Below are 17,469 nucleotides of genomic sequence, written 5' to 3'. Positions count from 1 at the left end.
GCGTTGCGGCGTTCACTGCGCGCAGGCCGCCGGCGTCGGGTGCTCGGCGCAGTACGCGCTGTCGTCCGGCGGGCCGATGCGCAGCACGACGCTCTGCGACGCGAGGCGCGGCCGCGCGCCGCAGACGTCAGCGGTCTCGGCCTCCGACGGCGCGCACACGCCGGCCTCGTTGGGCACGGTCCAGGCCTGACCGGTGCCGTAGATGAGGCTGAGCGCGTAGCTCCCCTCGGGTAGGCAGCCGAACGCGACCTTGATCGTGCGCTCGAACTGCCGGCTCAGCGCCTCCTCGACCTGGGCCACGTCCCGCTCCGCGATGATGTCGTTGCCTTCCTTGTCGGTCTTGTGGCTGAGCACGAGCACGCCCCCCCGCTCCGGCTCGGTCGGGTGCATGCACAGCGCTGCGGGCCGGACGCCGATGAGCGCGCTGTCTCGCGGCTCGTTCAGCGGCTCCGGGCCGAGCGTGGCTGTGGTCACGAGATCGTCGTAGATCGTGAGCCCCTGGAGGAGCACCGCGGGCGCGGCCTGGCTGGTCAGCGGCTCTTTCTCGTCCTGCTTCGCGAACACCGAGATCGGGAAGAGCGCCGGGATCAGGGCCGAGTCGGGGACATGGTCGTCGCTGTCGATCGCCCCGTCGCCGTTCACGTCCTGCCGCGCGTAGGTGAGGGTCGGCGCGGGCTCGCCGCCCACCGGCAGCGAGAGCGGGGGCTTCGCCGCGCGCGCGACCTCGCTGTTCGGCACCCCCGCGGCGAGCCGCAGGCGCAGGAGCGACGCCTCGGTGCCGGGGGGATCGGCCGGGCTGAACGTCGCCAGCTGGAAGTCGGAGGCCATGACCACCTCGCTCGGGCTCTGCGTGACGCCGGACGCCGGCGCGAGCACCTCGGCGAGGTGGAAGAGCGGCCGCTCCAGCGGGAGCGGGAGGCCGAGGGTGACGGCGATGCCGCTGACCCGCGTGCCCGTCTCGGGGATGGGGGCGGCGATCGTGATCGCGCGGTACCGCGGGGCGGCGCCCTCGAGCACCTCGGTCGCGTTCTCGATCGCGCCGCCGGCCACGTCGCCCCGGGTCGGCAGGTTGGCGATGCTGAAGGTGGGGTCAAAATTGCCGTCGTAGTCGTAAAAGCCGCGGATCTGGTAGGTGCCAGCGACCAGCGGCGCCAGCCGCCAGGTGGCGCTCACGGTGACGGGCGGCTCGCCTGGCTCGGGGCAGTGGAGCGCGCCGTCCTTGGAGCGATCGAGCGCGGCGCCCAGGCCTCCGAAGAGCTCGTCGCCGGGGATCACATCGATGCTCGCGGCCGAGGTGCCGAGCCCCTCGGGCGGCGGCAGCAGGCGCGTGTCGAAGCCGAGCACGATCGCGGCGCCGACGACGTGGCCGTCCTTCGTGCAGGGCCGGGGTCCGGCGTACGTCACCGTGCCATCGAGCACCCCGGCGGGGCCGCTCTGGTCCGGCAGCGGGACGAAGACCTCCACGTCGTCGCAGCCCGGGAGGGCCGCGAGGAGTGCGCCGAGCAGGAGGAGACCGGTGCGGGGGCTGGGTCGGAGCATGGCGGTGGCTAGAGCGAGTGCGAGAGCGAGGACTAGAGCGAGTAGCTGAAGAATCCCATGAAGCGCCGGCCGATGCGGTTGCCGAACGGGTGCATCTGCAGCGCGTTGTCGCCGAGCCCGTCGAGCGCGTTGAACACGGTCGCGGAGATCTCGGCGCGGTCCAGGAAGCGGTAGCCGACGCGCGCGTTGAGCAGCGTGTATGCGGGCAGCTCGTACTGCTTCGTGGCGATGACCGTCCCCGTCGGGACCTGCTCGGTCCACACCTGCGAGGACTGGTAGTGAAGCGTGACCTCGCCGTCGACGCCGATCGGCGTGCGGACCTGGACCCCTGCGTTCACCTTGTGCCGGCTGGTGCGCGCGTCCTCGAGCGCGTCGCGCCCGTCCGGGCGCTGGTGCACCGAGCGGTTGAGCGCGTAGTTGGCGAAGATGTCGAGCCCCTCGGCGGGGTAGACGCGGCCGCCGAGCTCGCCGCCGAAGACGTGGTAGACGTCGCTCTGGTTCTCGAAGCCGCCGAAGCCCGAGGTGTATCTCCCCGTCTCCGGGTTCAGCCCCCCGGACCCGTGGGCGCGCTGCGAGAGGGTCGTGCGCTGTGGCTCGGCGAGCACGATGAGATCGCTCACGCGGTTGTAATACGCGGTGACCTCGAACTCGAAGTAATCGCTCTGCTGGTTCAGGTAGCTCGCCTCGGCGGTGATGATCTGCTCGGGGTCGATGGGGCGCTCGGTGCTGTCCGGCGTCCTCGAGGTCGAGAGCAGCTCGAGGCCGGGCAGCGCGAGCTGGATGGGCAGGTCGACGTAGGCCTCGAGCGACGTGGGAGAGCGGAACGCCGTCGAGCCGGAGACGCGGATCGCCTGGCGCTCGGTCGGCTTGAAGATGACAGAGCCGCGCGGCGACGGGATGAGCCGCTCCAGGTAGGGCACGTAGTCGAGCCTCCCGGACGCGACCACCGTGACGCGCTCGCCGAGCTTCATCGAGTCCTGGAGGAACACCGAGCCCTGGTGCTCGAGCGGCATATCGTCCTCGAGGTAGCTCCACGATGTCGCCTTGAGCCGGTAGCCGAGGCCGATGTGGAAGTCGTGCACGACGGGGCTGGGCGCGCGGAGCGTCTTCACGAACTCGAGCTCTGCGTTCACGACGTGCTGCTGCGGCCGCCCTGCGAACAGGGTGTGCCCGAGGTAGGCGGCGTTGAGCAGCGAGTACCCGTCGAGGTTCGAGTAGTACGTCCGCGCATTGACGTTCTCGCTGCGGTACGCGACAGCGACGTCCGCGTTGGCGACTTCCAGGTTGTAGTCGTTGAAGGGGCCGATGCCGTAGATGTCGAGCTCGCTCCGGGAGTAGCCGGCGCCCACCGTGAGCTCGCGCTGCGGCCCGAGCCGCTGCGAGGTCCGGAGGTCGATGCGGACGTTCTGTGCGCCGAGATCCTGGCTCTGGCCGCTCGTCTCGAGGTCGATGCGGTCGTCCGCGACCTCGCGCGACCACCGGGGGTAGCGGGTGTAACCCGCGGAGAGGCGGTACGCGAAATCGCCCTCGCGCGCGGAGGCCCACACCGAGGCGTAGCCCTGCCGGTGATCGCCGTAGCCCGCGCGGAAGCCGCTCTTCCCGACGCCGGGCTCGATCGTGATGATGTTGACGATGCCGGCGAACGCGTCGGCGCCGTAGAGCGCGGAGCCCGGGCCGCGCACCACCTCGATGCGCTCGATCTGATCCACGTCGATCGAGAGCGCCTCCCAGAAGGTCGAGCCGAGCACGTCGTTCTTGACCGTGCGCCCGTTCACGAGGACGAGGATCTTGTTGGCGAGGCGGCTGTTGAAGCCGCGCATCGACACGTTCTCGTCGCCACCCGTGATTTGCATGACGTCCATGCCGGCGATGCGCCGGAGCAGCTCGGGGATGCGTGTGATCCCGGAGAGCCGGATGTCCTGCCGGGTCACGATGGTCGTCGAGTTCGGGGAGTCGAGCGGGCTCTGGGCGCCGCGCGAGGCGGTGACGACCGTCTCCTGGTAGACGTCCTCGGTCCGGGCCGCGCCGACGATCCCCGCGGCGTCGCCGGATGCCGCCTTCGATCCCGGCCCTGGCGCCGGCGCTGGCGTCTTCGTCGTGGCCGTCGCGGGCGCGCCCTGCGCGGCGGGCTCCCCGGCGGGGGGCGGCGGGGCGGGCGCCTCGCCTGGGGCGGGCTGCTGCGGCGCCTGCTGCTGAGGCGCGGGCGCCGGCGGCTGCTTCGGCTCCGGGATCGCCGGGGCGCGCTGCGCGGCGAGGCGCTGCTCCAGCTGCTCCACGATCCGCGTCACCTGCTCACGGTCCGCGGGATCGCTCGCGATGTACTCGCGGTAGGCGGCGAGCGCCTGCTCGATGTGGCCGGCCTCGGCGTGTGCGCGCGCGATGTTGAAGATGACGTTCGGGTGGGGGAGGATCTCGTTGGCCTTCTGGAGCTGCCGGATGCCCTCGTCGAACTGCTTCTGGGCGATGAGATCCATGCCTGCCCGGAAGTGGAGGCGCGCCTCGGTGCGGGCATCGGCGAGCGCGCCGCGCGCGGCGGTCATCGCGCCGAAGGCGACGGCGCAGGCGAGGAGCTTCCGCTGGACCGCCGTCGCGCGGCGCGGCCGCGCTGGGTGGGCGTCGTGGGTCGGGTCGAGCGCCGGGACGTCGTCGCGGCGGCGGTGCGAGCAGGAATCGGAAGACGACATGAGTTCGCCCTGTCCTCAGCGGGGCCGGGGAGCGACGGCGATCCCGGCGAGAGCTCGGGAGCGCTGACGGCGCTGCTCCCCACATCACACCGAACAACTTCATCGACGGGTCGACGTGAGGAGCGTCCGGTGAGCTCCTCGCGCGAACGCGAAGCCACTGCGGCCATGGTAAGAGGTTGCAGCTGCGAAAGCGCCGCGACTCTACCAGAAGAGCGGCCGGGGCGCGTCCGCGCCCTCGTCAGTAGGGGTTGCTCTTGTACGGCTCGGGCTTCTGGATGTTCGCCCTGGGCTTGCTCGGGGTCGCCGGCGCCGGGATCGCGGCCGGGTCGAGCTTCGCGCGCACCCTCTCCTCGGCGCCGGAGACGCGCACGGTCGCGGGCTTGTAGCCCAGCTTCTCGAACACGAGCTCGTGCTCCAGCGCGAGCGCGGCCGCGGCCCCTCGCCAGACGATCTCGCACGGCGTCTCGGCGCAGAGCTCCTTGTTGCCTTCCCGGACGGCCGCGCCGGCCGGCGTGCTCTCGATCTGCAGCCCCCGCGCCGCGGGCGCCGGCGCTGCCGGGGCCGTCGCTGCGAGCGGAGGAGGGCTCACCGCGCCCTGCTCGCGTGCCGCCGCGCTCGTCTGGGCGACCGGCACGCGCGCCAGCAGGGCGGCGGTGACGCCGACACCGACCGCGAGGACCGCGGTGAGCGCCCAGGGGATGAGCTTTCGACCTGGGCCCGCGCCGGTCTGGGCGGAGGAGAGCCCCTCCGCGGGCGGCGCTGGGCGCGACCCCATCGCGTCGGTGATCGACGGAGGGACGAAGACAGGCGCCGCCGGCGGCTTGAGGGCGCTGTCCGTGGCGAGGGGGCCTGTATAGGTGGCGGTTGAGCTCGTGGGGGGCGACGAGTACGGCGTGGAGAGGCCCGGAAAATCGCTCGTCGTCGAGAGCGGAGCGGTCGATGGGTACGGCGTGGCCGACGGATACGAAGGCGCCGACGGGTACGAAGGCGCCGGGTACGAAGGCGCCGACGGATACGGAGTGGCCGACGGATACGAGGGCAACGACGCGCGGTAGCCCGTCGCGCCGGACAGCATGGGCGGGTTCTCGCCCGTGTCTCGCGTGGAGATGCCGCCTGCGGTGAACTTGAGCGCGTTGACGAGCTCGTTCATCGACGAGAAGCGATGCGCCGGGTCCTTCTCCAGGCAGCGATAGACGATCCCCTCCATCGTCTGCGAGATGGAGAGCTGCGGGTTGTGGGCCTGCATCGGCGGGATCTGATCGTGGACGTGCGACATGAGCGTCCCGACGCCCGCGCCCTTGTCGAAGGGCACCTGGCCCGACAGCATCTCGTACATCATCACGCCGAGCGCGTAGATATCGGTGCGCGCCGAGACCTCGCTGCCGGTGATCTGCTCGGGCGCCATGTACTTGGGCGAGCCCATGAACAGGCCTTGTTGGGTCAGGTCCTCGCCGCTCTGGGTGTCCTTGACGAGCCCGAAATCGAGCACCTTCACGTGGTCGTGCTCGTCCTCGTGATCGACGAGCAGCACGTTGCCCGGCTTGAGATCGCGGTGCACGACGCCGAGCCCGTGCGCCTCGCGGAGCGACCGGCAGATCTGGCGCGCGACGTGGGCCGCGCGCGCCTCGGAGAACGGCCCTTCCTCGCGGAGCACGCGGTGCAGGGTCTTCCCCTCGATGTACTCCATCGCGATGTAGTAGATATCGTCGTCGCTCTGGCCGTAGTCGAACACGGTGACCGTGTTCGGGTGCGTGAGCTTCGCCGCGGTCGACGCTTCGAGGAAGAAGCGCCTGTGGAACTCGGGATCGTGGTCGCCCTCGTACTTGGGGCTCAGCACCTTGAGCGCGCAGATGCGGCCGAGCGGCGCCTGCTCGGCCCTGTACACCTTCCCCATGCCGCCGCGGGCGATGACGCTGACGATCTTGAAGCGGCCGTTGATGACACGCCCCAGCAGCGGGTCTGTCGCGGCAGCCCTCGAGACCTTCGAGCTGCCGGTTACCTCTCGCTGTCGGCTATCAGGCATGTCGCGCCTCTCCTCGGGCAGCGGGAGGAGGTGAAGATTGGACACACAGCAGCCGCCTCGGGAGCAGTGTGACTGAGGCGACTCTGAGGTGTCAATCTGCAGTGCCACGATACAAGCAGGAAATGCGCGGAGCGTGGTGTGCTGCCGTCCGTACGGTCGGTGAGGCGTGGCGAGGTGCGCGAGGCGCAACGTTGGTGACCCCGGGGCGTCGCTGTGCGGTGAAGAACGTAGACGGATCGCGCTCAGGAGCGGGACGTTTGCACGGCCTGCGCATCGCCTCGGTCTGCGCGCATCGCGGGCGGATCGCTCCGTCGCAGAGCGCTGCGCGGCGCGCGGTTGGAAGGGTGTCGATCTGCGGCGCACCGCGACCACGAAAAAAGGAAGCCGCGTTCAGCGCGAGGCCGCCCATCCAGCGGCGGTTCACGTCGTCGGCGAAGCGAGAGAGAGCGACGTGCCTGCGATCGCGAGGCCCATGCGCGGAGCCAGGGAGCTGTCGGCGCGCACGCGACCGCCGTCGTCGCTGAAGGCGTCAGCCGGACGATTTCCGCCGCGCCCTCTGCATCGTCCCGGACGAACATCGGTCCGCTGGGCCGCCCCAGGCCATCGCGGAGAAGCCAATCTTCTCGCCCGTCCGGCACCCGTCCGGCAGATGAGGCGTGGCTTCAACGGCTCGCTGGCCCGGCGCACGTCACGAAAGCGCGCGCGCGGCGGTCGCGCCGGGCTGGCCGAGCCGCGTAAACAAATCAGCCGTCATCGTCAAGAGATCCCGGCGGCCGGGACGTTCGGAGGGGCGATCTCGGCCCAAATCAGCGGGGAAGCGGCCGCCGCCGCGATGCGTTTGGCCTCTCCCTCCGAACGACCGTTGCGCTCGACGTTCAGATGGACGACGCTGTGCGCCGCAGCCGGTGTCGGGCACGCTCCGGTTCGCGCTCCTTTTATCCACCGCGGGCCGTGACCAAGACACCCCCTCCTCCCATCACTGCCGGAACGGTCATCAATGACCGTTACGACATCCGTCAGAGCCTCGGTAAGGGCGGCATGGGCGAGGTCTTCCTAGCCTTCGATCGCTCGACGCAGCAGACCGTGGCCCTCAAGGTCGTCCGCGAAGAGTCGCGCATGCCGGGCGACGACGAGGCGCTTCGCCAGGAGCTCCTCCTCGCGCGCTCGGTGGGCCATCCGAACGTCTGTCGCGTGCACGACCTCGCGCCGAGCCCGTGGGGCCCCATCCTCGTGATGGAGCAGATCCCCGGGCAGACGCTCCACACGCACATCCGCAAGCGCAAGGCTCAGGGCGGCTACTCGGCGGACGAGTTCCGCAAGATCGCGAGCGAGGTCTGCAACGGGCTCGCGGCCATCCACGCGCAGGGCCTCGTGCACGGCGACCTGAAGCCCGGCAACGTGATGGTCTCCGAGGGCCGCGCGGTGATCCTCGACTTCGGCTTCGCCCAGGAGCGCGCGCGCGCCTCGGCGCGCCGTCCTGGCGCCCCGCCCGACGGCGGCACGCCGAACTACATGTCTCCCGAGCGGCTGCGCAACGGCGGAGCGAGCCCCGAGGACGACGTGTACGCCATGGCCTTGACCCTCTGGGAGATGTGGACCTGCCGCGTCCCGGAGCCCGGCTACAAGCCGCGGGTCAAGACGATGAAGCAGCAGATCATGTTCGACGTGCCGGCGGGCCTGTCGATCGACGAGGTGCGGCAGATCTTCCGCGGCCTCAACGAGGACCCGTCGATGCGGCCGCAGGCGCGGCACATGCGCTTCTTCAACCCGTCGCAGCTCACGACGAGCCCGATCCAGCTGCCGCGCGAGCGCCTCGATCCGGGCCCGCCGCCGGGCGGCGCGCTCAAGCTGAACTTCACCCCCGGGGCGCAGTCGCTGCTCGTGACGTACGCGACGAACGCGCCCGAGATCGTGGGCTCTCTGCTGCCGCTGCACGACACGAAGCTCGCGCTCGGCCGCCGCAGCGATCAGAGCCTGTGCGTGCCCGAGGCCACCGTCTCGGGGGCGCACGCGATCCTGAAGTGGCAGACGGGGTCGTGGTTCATCGAGGACCAGGGCAGCACGAACGGCAGCTACGCGGACTTCAACTACGAGCGCAAGTCGCAGGTCTCGCTGCTGCACGGCGGCGAGGTGCAGGTCGGCGAGTGCCGGATGAAGCTCGTGACGTTCGGCCCGGACTCGCCGCAGCACCGGCGCGCGAAGCAGTACCTCGCGAAGCGCGACGGCCTCACCGGCCTGCTCGTGCGCGAGCACCTGATGAAGGCGATCGACGAGGACGGCCTGTTCGCCGACTGGGCCGAGGTGCCGATGCAGGTCGCGCGGTACGAGCTGCGCGGGCCGAACCGCCAGGTCAGCGAGCGCCCGACCATCCTGGAGATGCTCGCCCTGCGGAAGGCGGCGCAGCGGGTGATCGATCTGACCGAGATGCTCCTGCTCAGCCTCACGCCGGCTGTCGCGGGCCGGACGGGGCCGCTCAAGTTCGTGGTCTCGATCGTGGGTCCGAGCATTGACGAGGCTCGTCACGTGGTCGAGCAGGTGGTCGCGCAGGTCCAGGGGATGCTCCCGGAGACGCTGGAGCTCGGCGCGACGCTGGTGAAGGGCGAGCCCGGGCGCCCTGCGCGGACGCTCATCGATTGACCCTGAGCGCGTCCGATGAACAGCCGGCCTCCGTTTCCCTCCACCTCCAGTCCGCCGTCTCAGCCCTCGCCGTACCGCTACCTCGGTCGCGGCGGCAGCGAGCGCCCCGTGCGGCTCCAGATCATCATCGCGCTCGTCGCGGGCCTCATCGTGGTGGCGGTGCCGCTCTACCTGTGGCGGCGCCCGAAGCCCGAGTCGATCCCCTCCGCGGACGCCGCGACGGCTGATGCCGGCACCTACGCCTGGGACGCGGGCGCGCTCGCCGACGCGGGCGCCGAGCTGTCGGAGGGCGTCACGCTCTCGCCGTTCACCACGATCAAGTGTGAGAACCCCGGCCCGGGCACCACCCCGCCCGAGCGCTGCGATCACGTCACCTTCTTTGAGGACGGCCTGTCGCGCGCGATCCGCGACAACGTCCAGTGCGCCCCTTCCGGCAAGGCGGGCGTCACGGTGAGCTTCGTCCTCGAGACGGACTTCCGGCGCAAGCGGACCAACCTCTACGTGGGCAAGTCGACGACGGTGAGCCGCGCGAAGACGAAGGAGCTGCTCCGCTGCGTGAAGCGGGCCATGCCGACGCCCGACTGGGGGACGATCCCGCACCAGTACGTGAAGTACAAGATCAACGTCATGGCGACGTACCCTGCCAACGAGTCCTTCTGAGGCGAGCGGCTCGTGCGTAGCGCATCGATCGTGCTGGTGCGCTTCGCTCTCCCGGCCCTCGGGGCGCTCCTCTCGATCGAGGCGCAGGCTCAGCAGGGGGTGACGGCAGCGCCCGCCGCGAAGCAGGGCGCGCCGGCTCGGCGCGAGGGCTATTCGAGCTACGAGAGCGCCACCATCGAGCGCGTCCTGTCGCGCCTCGGCGCGACCCTCGAGCCAGCCCCCGAGGGCAAGATCGTCGAGGGGATCGACGTCGTCCCGCTCGAGGTGATCGAGGACCGCGATCCTGCGCCGGCCTTCCTGAACTGGTTCCACGCCCTCTCGCGGCCGTACGTCATCCGGCGCGAGGTGCTGCTCGCGGTCGGGCGCCCTTACGAGCAGGCGCTCGCCGACGAGTCGGCGCGCAACCTGCGCGACCTGAGCCAGCTGTCGCTCGTCCTCGTCTTCGCCGTGCGAGGCGGCGCTCCGGATCGGGTGCGGGTCGCCGTCGTCACCAAGGACGTCTGGAGCCTGCGCCTCAACTCGGATTACCGCATCGCCGGCGGGCAGCTCGAGTACCTGTTCCTGCAGCCCAGCGAGCAGAACCTGCTCGGTGTCCACCATTCCGTGGCGGCGCAGCTCGCGCTCGACCCCGGCGCGCTCTCGCTCGGCGTCACCTACGCGATGCCGCGCATCGGGGGCAGCCACGTGCGGCTGCGGACCCAGGCGAACGCGATCATCGACCGGGAGACCGGCGACTTCGAGGGCACGAGCGGCGAGTTCGTCTACGGGCAGCCGCTCTACGCGACGCAGGCGGAGTGGGCCTGGGACGCCGAGATCACCTGGCGGGACGAGGTGACCCGCCGCTTCGTCGGCACGAAGCTCGCCACCTTCGACGCGGCGGTCACGCCGGGGGACGATCGGGTCCCGTACCGCTACCGGAGCGACCTCCTGGTGGGCAGCTACGCCGTCACGCGCAGCTTCGGCGACGGCGCGTCGAGGTCCTCGGCTGTGAAGCACGACTTCTCGGTGGGCATCGAGGCGAGCCGCAAGGTCTATCGCCTCGACGCGCCCGAGGGCATCGCCCCGGCCGCGATCGCCGAGTTCGAGGAGCGCGTGATGCCGGTGAGCGACACCCGCGTCGCGCCGACGTTCAAGTACGCGACGTACTCGACCCGCTTCTTGCGCGTCCTCGACTTCAACACGCTCGCGCTGCAGGAGGACTACCGGCTGGGGCACGAGCTCGCCATCCTGGTGTATCCGGTCACGACCGCGCTCAACTCCAGCCGGAACTTCCTCGGGATCTCCGCCGCGGCCGCGTACACCGTCGCGCTCGGCGACGGCCTCGCGCGCGCGGTGGTCGAGACCGTCACCGAGCTCGACGGCTCGCAGATCTTCGACGCCTCCATCGAGGCGCGCGCGCGGGTTCATACGCCGAGCTTCGGCGTGGGGCGGCTCGTGTTCGACGTGCGCCTGTTCGACCGATACAGGAACTACCTGAACAGGAAGTCGGTCCTCGGCGGCGACACCCGGCTCCGCGGGTACCCGACGGCGGCGTTCATCGGCGAGGACGTGCTCTCCGCGAACCTGGAGCTCCGCACGCGGCCCCTCGAGATCTGGTCGTGCCAGGTCGCTGGCGCAGCCTTCTTCGACGCCGGCGACGCCTTCGACGGCTTCGATGATCTGCGCCTCAAGCAGTCGGCTGGCTTCGGGGTACGGGCCCTCTTCCCGCAGCTCAACCGCGTCGTCATGCGCGCCGACTGGGGGGTGCCGCTGACGCGCGGCTACAAGGAGCCCGACGCGCTCCCTGGCGACATCCTCGTCACCTTCGAGCAGGCGTTTCCAATGCTCCCTGCGGACGAGTAGGGGCGCCGCCGGGGCCGGGCGGTCCTTCCCTGGTCGGGGCGCCGCTCGGGGCCGCCGCGATCGCGTCCGCCACGCGCGCGCGGTGTGCCGAGAACGCGCCCCGGAGCGCTGGCGTCACCGGCTCTCGGTCGAGCGCCGCGAGCGTCTCGGCGGCCGGCCTGCCCGCGAGCCGCGCGTGCCAGGCCCGCTCGAGCGCTCCGCGCAGGCGCGCGGCGTCGTCCTTCGGCGGCTCCTGCCGCTTGCCCTGGCTGGCCGTCTCCGCGCCGGGGCCTTCCGCGCGCGCTGCATGGAACGCCTGAGCGACGCTGCCGCGGTGCGTGTAGCGATCTCCCTCGAACCCCGCGACGTCGAGGAGATCCGGCGCGATGGAATCCCCCTCGTCCAGCGGCATCCGGCCGGCGAGCTCCAGGGTGCCGTCCTGATCGACGTCGAGCGCGAACCGCGGCGGCGCCGCGAGCTCGACGGCGTACCGGGTCGCGCCGAGCGGCTGCACGGCCCAGATCTCCAGCTCGCCGTCCTCGTTTCTGAGCACGACGTCCGGAGCGCCGTCTCGGTTGAGATCGGTCCCGGAGCGGAACATCCCGAGCTGCTCCGTCGTCTCCGGCTCGGAGCCGGGGAGGAGCGACGGTATCAGCTGGGTCGCCTGGCTGCGGTCCACGCGTCCGCTGTCGAGGGGCCCTGCGGCGATGACCACGCCGTGCGGCGTCGCCACGCGGACCGCCGAGGTGCGGCGCCCGAGCGCGTCGGTCCCGCTGTAACCGCGCACCACCACCTCGCCGCCGCGCCGTAGCGCGCCGCGGAGCTCGACCTCGAGCTTCAGCCCGAGCTCGGCGGCCTCCACGTCGATGGCGTGCAGCCGAGCGTCGAGGTCCGGCGGCGCGACGAACGCGCCGAGCGTCGGTCTGCCCGCTGAACCCCAGGGAGAAACCTGATGATCGCTGGCGCAGGAGCTGGCGCAACTGACGCAGACGAGGCGCAGAACGCCCATCGTCAGCGAGAGCTTTTCTGTTAGGGTTCCCGTCCGCATGCGCCTGCTAGTAGCCGACAAAATGGACCTCTCGGCTCTGGAAGAGCTCAAGGTGCTCGGGATCGAGATCGAGTCCCGGCCGGAGCTCACCAGAGACACGCTGCCGGCGGCCCTCGACGGGATCGGGATTCTGGTCGTTCGTTCCACCGAGGTCACGGCGAAGGCGATCGCGTCCGGGCGGCAGCTCAACTTGATCGTGAGGGCGGGGGTCGGCGTGGGGACGATCGACGTCGCGGCCGCGAGCGCGCGCGGGATCTACGTGGCGAACTGTCCCGGCAAGAACGCGACCGCGGTGGCAGAGCTGACGATGGCGTTCATCCTCGCGCTGGACCGCCGCCTGGTCGATGCGACGTCGGAGCTCCGGGCTGGCCGCTGGGAGAAGGCGAAGTACTCGGTGGCCCGGGGCCTGTTCGGTCGGCGGATCGGGATCGCGGGCCTCGGCGCGATCGGCCGTGAGGTGCTCCTGCGCGCCCGCGCGTTCGGGCTCGAGCCGCACGCCTGGTCGCGCTCGTTGACGCCGGGCCGCGCCGCCAAGCTGGACGTCAGCTATGCGCGGACCTTGGAGGATCTGGCTGCCCGCTCTGACATCTTCACCGTCCACCTGACGGCCACCCCGCAGACGCGCGGTATCGTCAGCCGGAGCGTCCTCGAGGCGCTCCCCGACGGCGCCATCGTCGTGAACGCCGCGCGCCCCGAGGTGATGGATTACGCCGCGCTCGAGGAGCTCATCCCGCGCAAGGGGCTGCGGGTCGGCCTTGACGTGTTCTCCACCGAGCCTGACAAGAGCTCGGCGCCGTTCGAGTCGCACCTCCTCGGGCGAGGGCTCGTCTACGGCACCCCGCACATCGGCGCGCAGACGGAGCAGGCTCAGCGCGCGGTCGCCCTCGAGACGGCCCGGATCATCCGTGCCTTCATGACAGAGGAGGAGCTGCCCAACGTGGTCAACATCTGCGCTACGTCGCCCGCCCGCTACGCGGTCGTCGTCCGGATGATGGACAAGGTCGGCGTCCTCGCGAACACCCTCAGCGTCATGAAACGCCACGGGATCAACATCGAGGAGATTTCAAACACCGTCTTCGAGGGGGCCACTGCGACCTGCACGAAGATGCGCGTCTCCGGCCGGCCGAGCGAGGCCTGTCTGAAGGAAATCGCGGCGTTCGAGGAGGTCCTGCACGTCGATATCGTCGCGCTGCCGAATCTGGCGTAACTCTGACGGACCCGGCGGACGCGACGCGGGACTGTCGCAACTGTCGCAACAGCCGCGCGGCGGGGAGCGCCCCGGCGCTGACGCGCCGCAGGCCGTCGCGAGGATGAACCGGCGGGAGATCCCCGGCCGCGCAGGGGCGGTTTGCCCGTATCCCCCCTTGCATGAAGGCCCGCATTCGACTAGGTTGTCCGCCGACAACTAGGCGGATCCGCGAGCCGGGTTCCCAGTTCGGGGAATCGGCTCTTTTTTTTTGGCGCAGAGGCACCGGGCACGCTCGCTCGGGGCTGATCGCGCTGGGAGGACCCGGATCCGCCGAAGTGACGTCTCTCACATGCAGCAACCCATGGACCCTTCGACCAGAGCCGTGTTCGATCTCGGGCGCGTCCGCGACGCCGTCGCGCCGGTGCTGGCCTCGCACGGGATCACGCTCGTCGATGTGGAGTGGACCACGGAGCGGGCGGGCTGGACGCTGCGGTTCACGATCGAGCGCGAGGGGGCGGACGACGCGGGCGGCGGGGTCACGCTCGAGGACTGCGCGGACGTGTCGCGCGACGTCTCATCGGTCCTCGACGTCGAGGATCTCATACCCAACCATTACAACCTCGAGGTCAGCTCTCCTGGCCTCGATCGGCGGCTGCGTACAGCGGCCGAGTTCGCTCGTTTCCTCGGCAGGACAGCGAAGGTGAAGCTGTCGCGCCCCGCGCCGGACGGCCAGCGGCTGCTCCGGGGCGAGCTCCTCGAGGCTCCGGAGGGGCAGGTCGCGGTGCTGGTCGATGGCAAGCGGATCGCGGTCCCGTTCGCGGATGTCGTGGAGGCGCGCCTCGTCTTCGAGCTCACGTCGCAGTCCAAACCCAAGAAGGGGCAGCGGCAGGGCAAGGAGCCCGCTAAGGAGTCGGGGCAGACCAGGCAGCTCGCGGAGGCGGCTCCGCGGTCGGGCTCAAAGCGGAGCGAGCGCGGCTCCGAGAAGCGCAAGTAGAGAGAAGAAAGATCAGGAGACAGGGACGTCATGGCAACGATGGCAGCGATGCCGACCTCGGAAACGAGCCTCGGCAGCATCCTCGATCAGGTCGCGAAGGAGAAGGGGATCGACAAGAAGATCCTTGTCGAGACGATCGAGGCCGCGATCTTGAAGGCCGCGCAGAGCGTCTTCGGCCCCACCCGCGAGCTCGAGGCGCGCTTCAACGAGGACACCGGGCAGATCGACCTCTTCCAGTACATGACCGTGGTCGAGGCCGTGACGGAGCCGGAGCGCGAGATCTCCATCACTGACGTGGACAAGCTGAAGCTGGACGCGACGCTGGGCGAGGAGCTCGGCTTCCAGGTCTTCTGGCGGCCCGAGGACGCGGAGAAGGCGCGCGATCAGGACAAGGAATACGGCGACATCCTGAAGCTCAAGCACGGCCGCACGACCTTCGGGCGCATCGCCGCCCAGACGGCGAAGCAGGTCCTGCTGCAGCGCGTGCGCGACGCCGAGCGCGATCTCATCTTCAACGAGTACAAGGATCGCAAGGGCGAGCTCATCCGCGGCATCGTGCGGCGGTTCGAGAAGGGCAACAACATCATCGTCGACATCGGCCGCACCGAGGGCGTGCTCACGTTCCGCGAGCAGACGCCGCGCGAGACGTACCGGCCCGGGGACCGCATCGTTGCGTACGTGAAGGACATCGATCGCGAGGCCCGCGGCCCGCAGGTCATCCTCTCTCGCTCCGATCCCCGGCTCGTCGAGAAGCTCTTCGAGGCCGAGGTCCCCGAGATCTACGAGGGCATCGTGCGGATCGTGTCGGTCGCCCGCGAGCCGGGCGCCCGCTCGAAGATCGCGGTGACCAGCCGCGACGCGGACGTCGACCCGGTGGGCGCGTGCGTGGGCATGAAGGGCTCGCGCGTGCAGGCGGTCGTCCAGGAGCTCCGCGGCGAGAAGATCGACATCGTGCCGTTCGACCGGGATCCGGCGCGCTACGTCATCGCCGCGATCCAGCCGGCCGAGGTGCACAAGGTGATCGTCGACGAGGCCGACGGGCGCATGGAGCTCGTGGTCCCGGACGAGAAGCTGTCGCTCGCGATCGGGCGCAAGGGCCAGAACGTGCGGCTCGCCGCGCAGCTGACGAACTGGAAGCTCGACATCATCAGCGAGACCAAGTTCAAGCAGATGGAAGAAGAGGCGATCTCCGCCTTGCAGCAGATGGACGTGGTGACAGAGCAGATTGCCAAGTCCATGTATCGGCTCGGCTTCCGCGCGCTCGAGGAGGTGAGCGAGGCGTCGCTCGAGGAGCTCGCGGCGATCCCGGGCCTCGGTGGCGTCGAGGCCGCCGAGCGCATCAAGTCGCAGGCGGACACGACGATGGAGCGGCTGCGGCAGGAGCGGATCCGCTCCGCGAGCTCGCGCACCGAGCCGCTCACCGACCGAGAGCGGCTGATGTTCATCCGTGGCGTCGGCGATCGGACGGTGGTGTTGCTGGAGGAGGCCGGGTACCGCAGCGTCGAGGACGTGCTGCGAGAGGACGAGGATCGGCTGGCGATCCGCACCGGCCTCGGCATCAAGAAGGCGCGCGCCATCAAGCAGGGGGCGCGGGATTTTGTTGAAAGCGAGCAGAAGGTGCTCGATGCGGCGCGGGCGGACGTTCGTCGCGCCGCAGAGGCAAGGCACGCGTAGGCTGCGAGGGGAGAAGCAGAGGGCCGAGGATGGGATCAACGGTGAGCAGACAGAGCGACGCGGGTGAGCGCGAGCCCTTCGAGAAGGGGCGAGTGCGCACGTGCGTCGGCTGCGGGGAGCGCGTCGGCGTCGATGACGTCCGCGGCGCTCGTCCGCTCGTCCGGCTCATCCTGGGTCCTGGCGGTGTGATCGCGGTCGATCCTGGCGACGGCGGGTTCGGGCGGGGCGCACACGTCCACCCGCAGAAGGACTGCCTCGCGGCGGCGGTCGCCCGGGGGCTCGCCCGCGCCGCGAAGGGACGTGTCCACGCGATCGTCGGGGCCGCTGGAGCAGGCGCCGAGGGCGCCGGCGATCAGGCCGGCGAGCAGGCCACGCCGCGCGTCGAGCCGCTCACAACCGTCTCGCTCGCGCGGGCGATCCGAGAGGCTACCGAGCGCCGGCTCCAGGGGCTCGTCCGTGCCGCCGTCCGCTCCCAGAGCGTGGCGATCGGCGCCGATGCGGTCGTGGGGTCGTGCGTGCGGGGTGAGGCCGCGCTCGTCCTGGTCGCGTGCGACGCGGCGGCAGGCGCGGATCTGCCGGAGGTCCACCGGGCCATCGCCGAAGGGCGCGCCGTCGCGTGGGGCAGCAAGCAGGGGCTCGGCGCCCTGGCGGGCGGCCCGCGCGAGCGCGGCGTTGCCGTGATGGCGATCTCATCGGCGTCGATCGCCGCTGCCGTCGCGAACGCAGCGCACGTCGTGGACACGTGCGCGCGCGTCGAGCGGGGCGAGGACGCCGCGGAGGGTGGGCGCCGCGGCGCCGGTCGCAGGGGGCGGCCTTCGCGCAGCGCGGCCGCCCGATCGGAGGAGGGCGGGAGCCCCGAGCAACGGAAGGCGCCGCCTGGCCATGCTGGCCTCTCGCGTCGCCGCGGGCCGGGGACGTCAGGCGTGGAGCGCGAGGACCCCGGGGACGGGGTTCGCTCGGCGTCCGAGGATGTCGGGGGAAGACCTGGCAGCCCGGAGGGCGTGCTTTCCGGCCGCGAGGAGCGGCGGGTGCCGGAGAATGGGTCCGGTCGGCTTCTTGCTACTGCGCTGGGCATGGGGGGAGGCGGCGCGGTCGGGGGCAGGGCGGCGGTGTCCGGTCCTACCGGACGCGCCTCGACGGTGGACAGAGTGGCCGCAAATCGTCGCCCGCGCGGATGGGTGAGGCGGATTGGTTAACGTG

11 protein-coding genes are annotated in these 17,469 nt (G+C 70.8%); 7 read left to right on the top strand and 4 right to left on the bottom strand.

The window, feature by feature from the left end; all coding sequences use genetic code 11:
• Positions 1 to 12 precede the first annotated feature (12 nt).
• The 3 genes from WME79_RS32540 to WME79_RS32530 all read right to left on the bottom strand — a co-directional run bounded on the left by WME79_RS32540 (position 13) and on the right by WME79_RS32530 (position 6,246).
• Complete coding sequence (locus WME79_RS32540; RefSeq protein WP_437522785.1) at positions 13 to 1,539, bottom strand: hypothetical protein; 1,527 nt, start codon at positions 1,537 to 1,539, stop codon at positions 13 to 15.
• Positions 1,540 to 1,571: 32 nt separating this feature from the next.
• Positions 1,572 to 4,223: a TonB-dependent receptor domain-containing protein gene (locus WME79_RS32535; protein WP_437522783.1), complete on the bottom strand. Its 2,652-nt coding sequence runs from the start codon at positions 4,221 to 4,223 to the stop codon at positions 1,572 to 1,574.
• Between the two features lie 238 nt (positions 4,224 to 4,461).
• Positions 4,462 to 6,246, bottom strand: coding sequence for a serine/threonine protein kinase (locus WME79_RS32530; protein WP_437522781.1), 1,785 nt, complete (start codon positions 6,244 to 6,246; stop codon positions 4,462 to 4,464).
• A 951-nt stretch (positions 6,247 to 7,197) separates the two neighbouring features.
• Between WME79_RS32530 and WME79_RS32525 the strand changes: the two genes are divergently transcribed.
• The 3 genes from WME79_RS32525 to WME79_RS32515 are packed head-to-tail and all read left to right on the top strand — an operon-like array spanning position 7,198 to position 11,385.
• The gene (locus WME79_RS32525; RefSeq protein WP_012238434.1) at positions 7,198 to 8,883 is read left to right on the top strand and encodes an FHA domain-containing serine/threonine-protein kinase; all 1,686 of its coding nucleotides are present in this window, start codon (positions 7,198 to 7,200) and stop codon (positions 8,881 to 8,883) included.
• Between the two features lie 15 nt (positions 8,884 to 8,898).
• A complete protein-coding gene (locus tag WME79_RS32520) occupies positions 8,899 to 9,543 on the top strand; it encodes a hypothetical protein (RefSeq protein WP_437522778.1) in 645 nt (214 codons plus the stop codon).
• A 12-nt stretch (positions 9,544 to 9,555) separates the two neighbouring features.
• On the top strand, positions 9,556 to 11,385 hold the full coding sequence (locus tag WME79_RS32515) for a hypothetical protein (protein WP_437522776.1): 1,830 nt from the start codon (positions 9,556 to 9,558) through the stop codon (positions 11,383 to 11,385).
• On the opposite strand, the gene WME79_RS32510 is transcribed toward WME79_RS32515, so the two are convergent.
• Entirely contained in the window at positions 11,342 to 12,373 is a 1,032-nt protein-coding gene (locus WME79_RS32510; protein WP_437522774.1) for an FG-GAP repeat domain-containing protein, read from the bottom strand. The two genes, WME79_RS32515 and WME79_RS32510, sit on opposite strands and share 44 nt — an antisense overlap.
• Before the next feature lie 61 nt (positions 12,374 to 12,434).
• Between WME79_RS32510 and WME79_RS32505 the strand changes: the two genes are divergently transcribed.
• The 4 genes from WME79_RS32505 (at position 12,435) to WME79_RS32490 (ending at position 17,465) form a co-directional block, all read left to right on the top strand.
• Positions 12,435 to 13,619 (top strand): phosphoglycerate dehydrogenase, encoded by a 1,185-nt coding sequence (locus WME79_RS32505; protein WP_437522772.1) that lies wholly within the window; start codon positions 12,435 to 12,437, stop codon positions 13,617 to 13,619.
• Positions 13,620 to 13,962: 343 nt separating this feature from the next.
• Positions 13,963 to 14,595, top strand: coding sequence for a ribosome maturation factor RimP (gene rimP, locus WME79_RS32500; protein WP_437522771.1), 633 nt, complete (start codon positions 13,963 to 13,965; stop codon positions 14,593 to 14,595).
• Between the two features lie 30 nt (positions 14,596 to 14,625).
• Positions 14,626 to 16,269, top strand: coding sequence for a transcription termination factor NusA (gene nusA, locus WME79_RS32495; RefSeq protein ID WP_437323811.1), 1,644 nt, complete (start codon positions 14,626 to 14,628; stop codon positions 16,267 to 16,269).
• 41 nt (positions 16,270 to 16,310) lie between these two features.
• A complete protein-coding gene (locus WME79_RS32490; RefSeq protein ID WP_437522769.1) occupies positions 16,311 to 17,465 on the top strand; it encodes a YlxR family protein in 1,155 nt (384 codons plus the stop codon).
• Positions 17,466 to 17,469 lie beyond the last annotated feature (4 nt).

Origin of the sequence: Sorangium sp. So ce726 (assembly GCF_051521405.1) — a bacterium.
GTDB lineage: Bacteria > Myxococcota_A > Polyangia > Polyangiales > Polyangiaceae > Sorangium.
The sequence above is the reverse complement of the archived record's forward strand: the minus strand, read 5'-3'. Positions and strand labels throughout refer to the sequence as shown.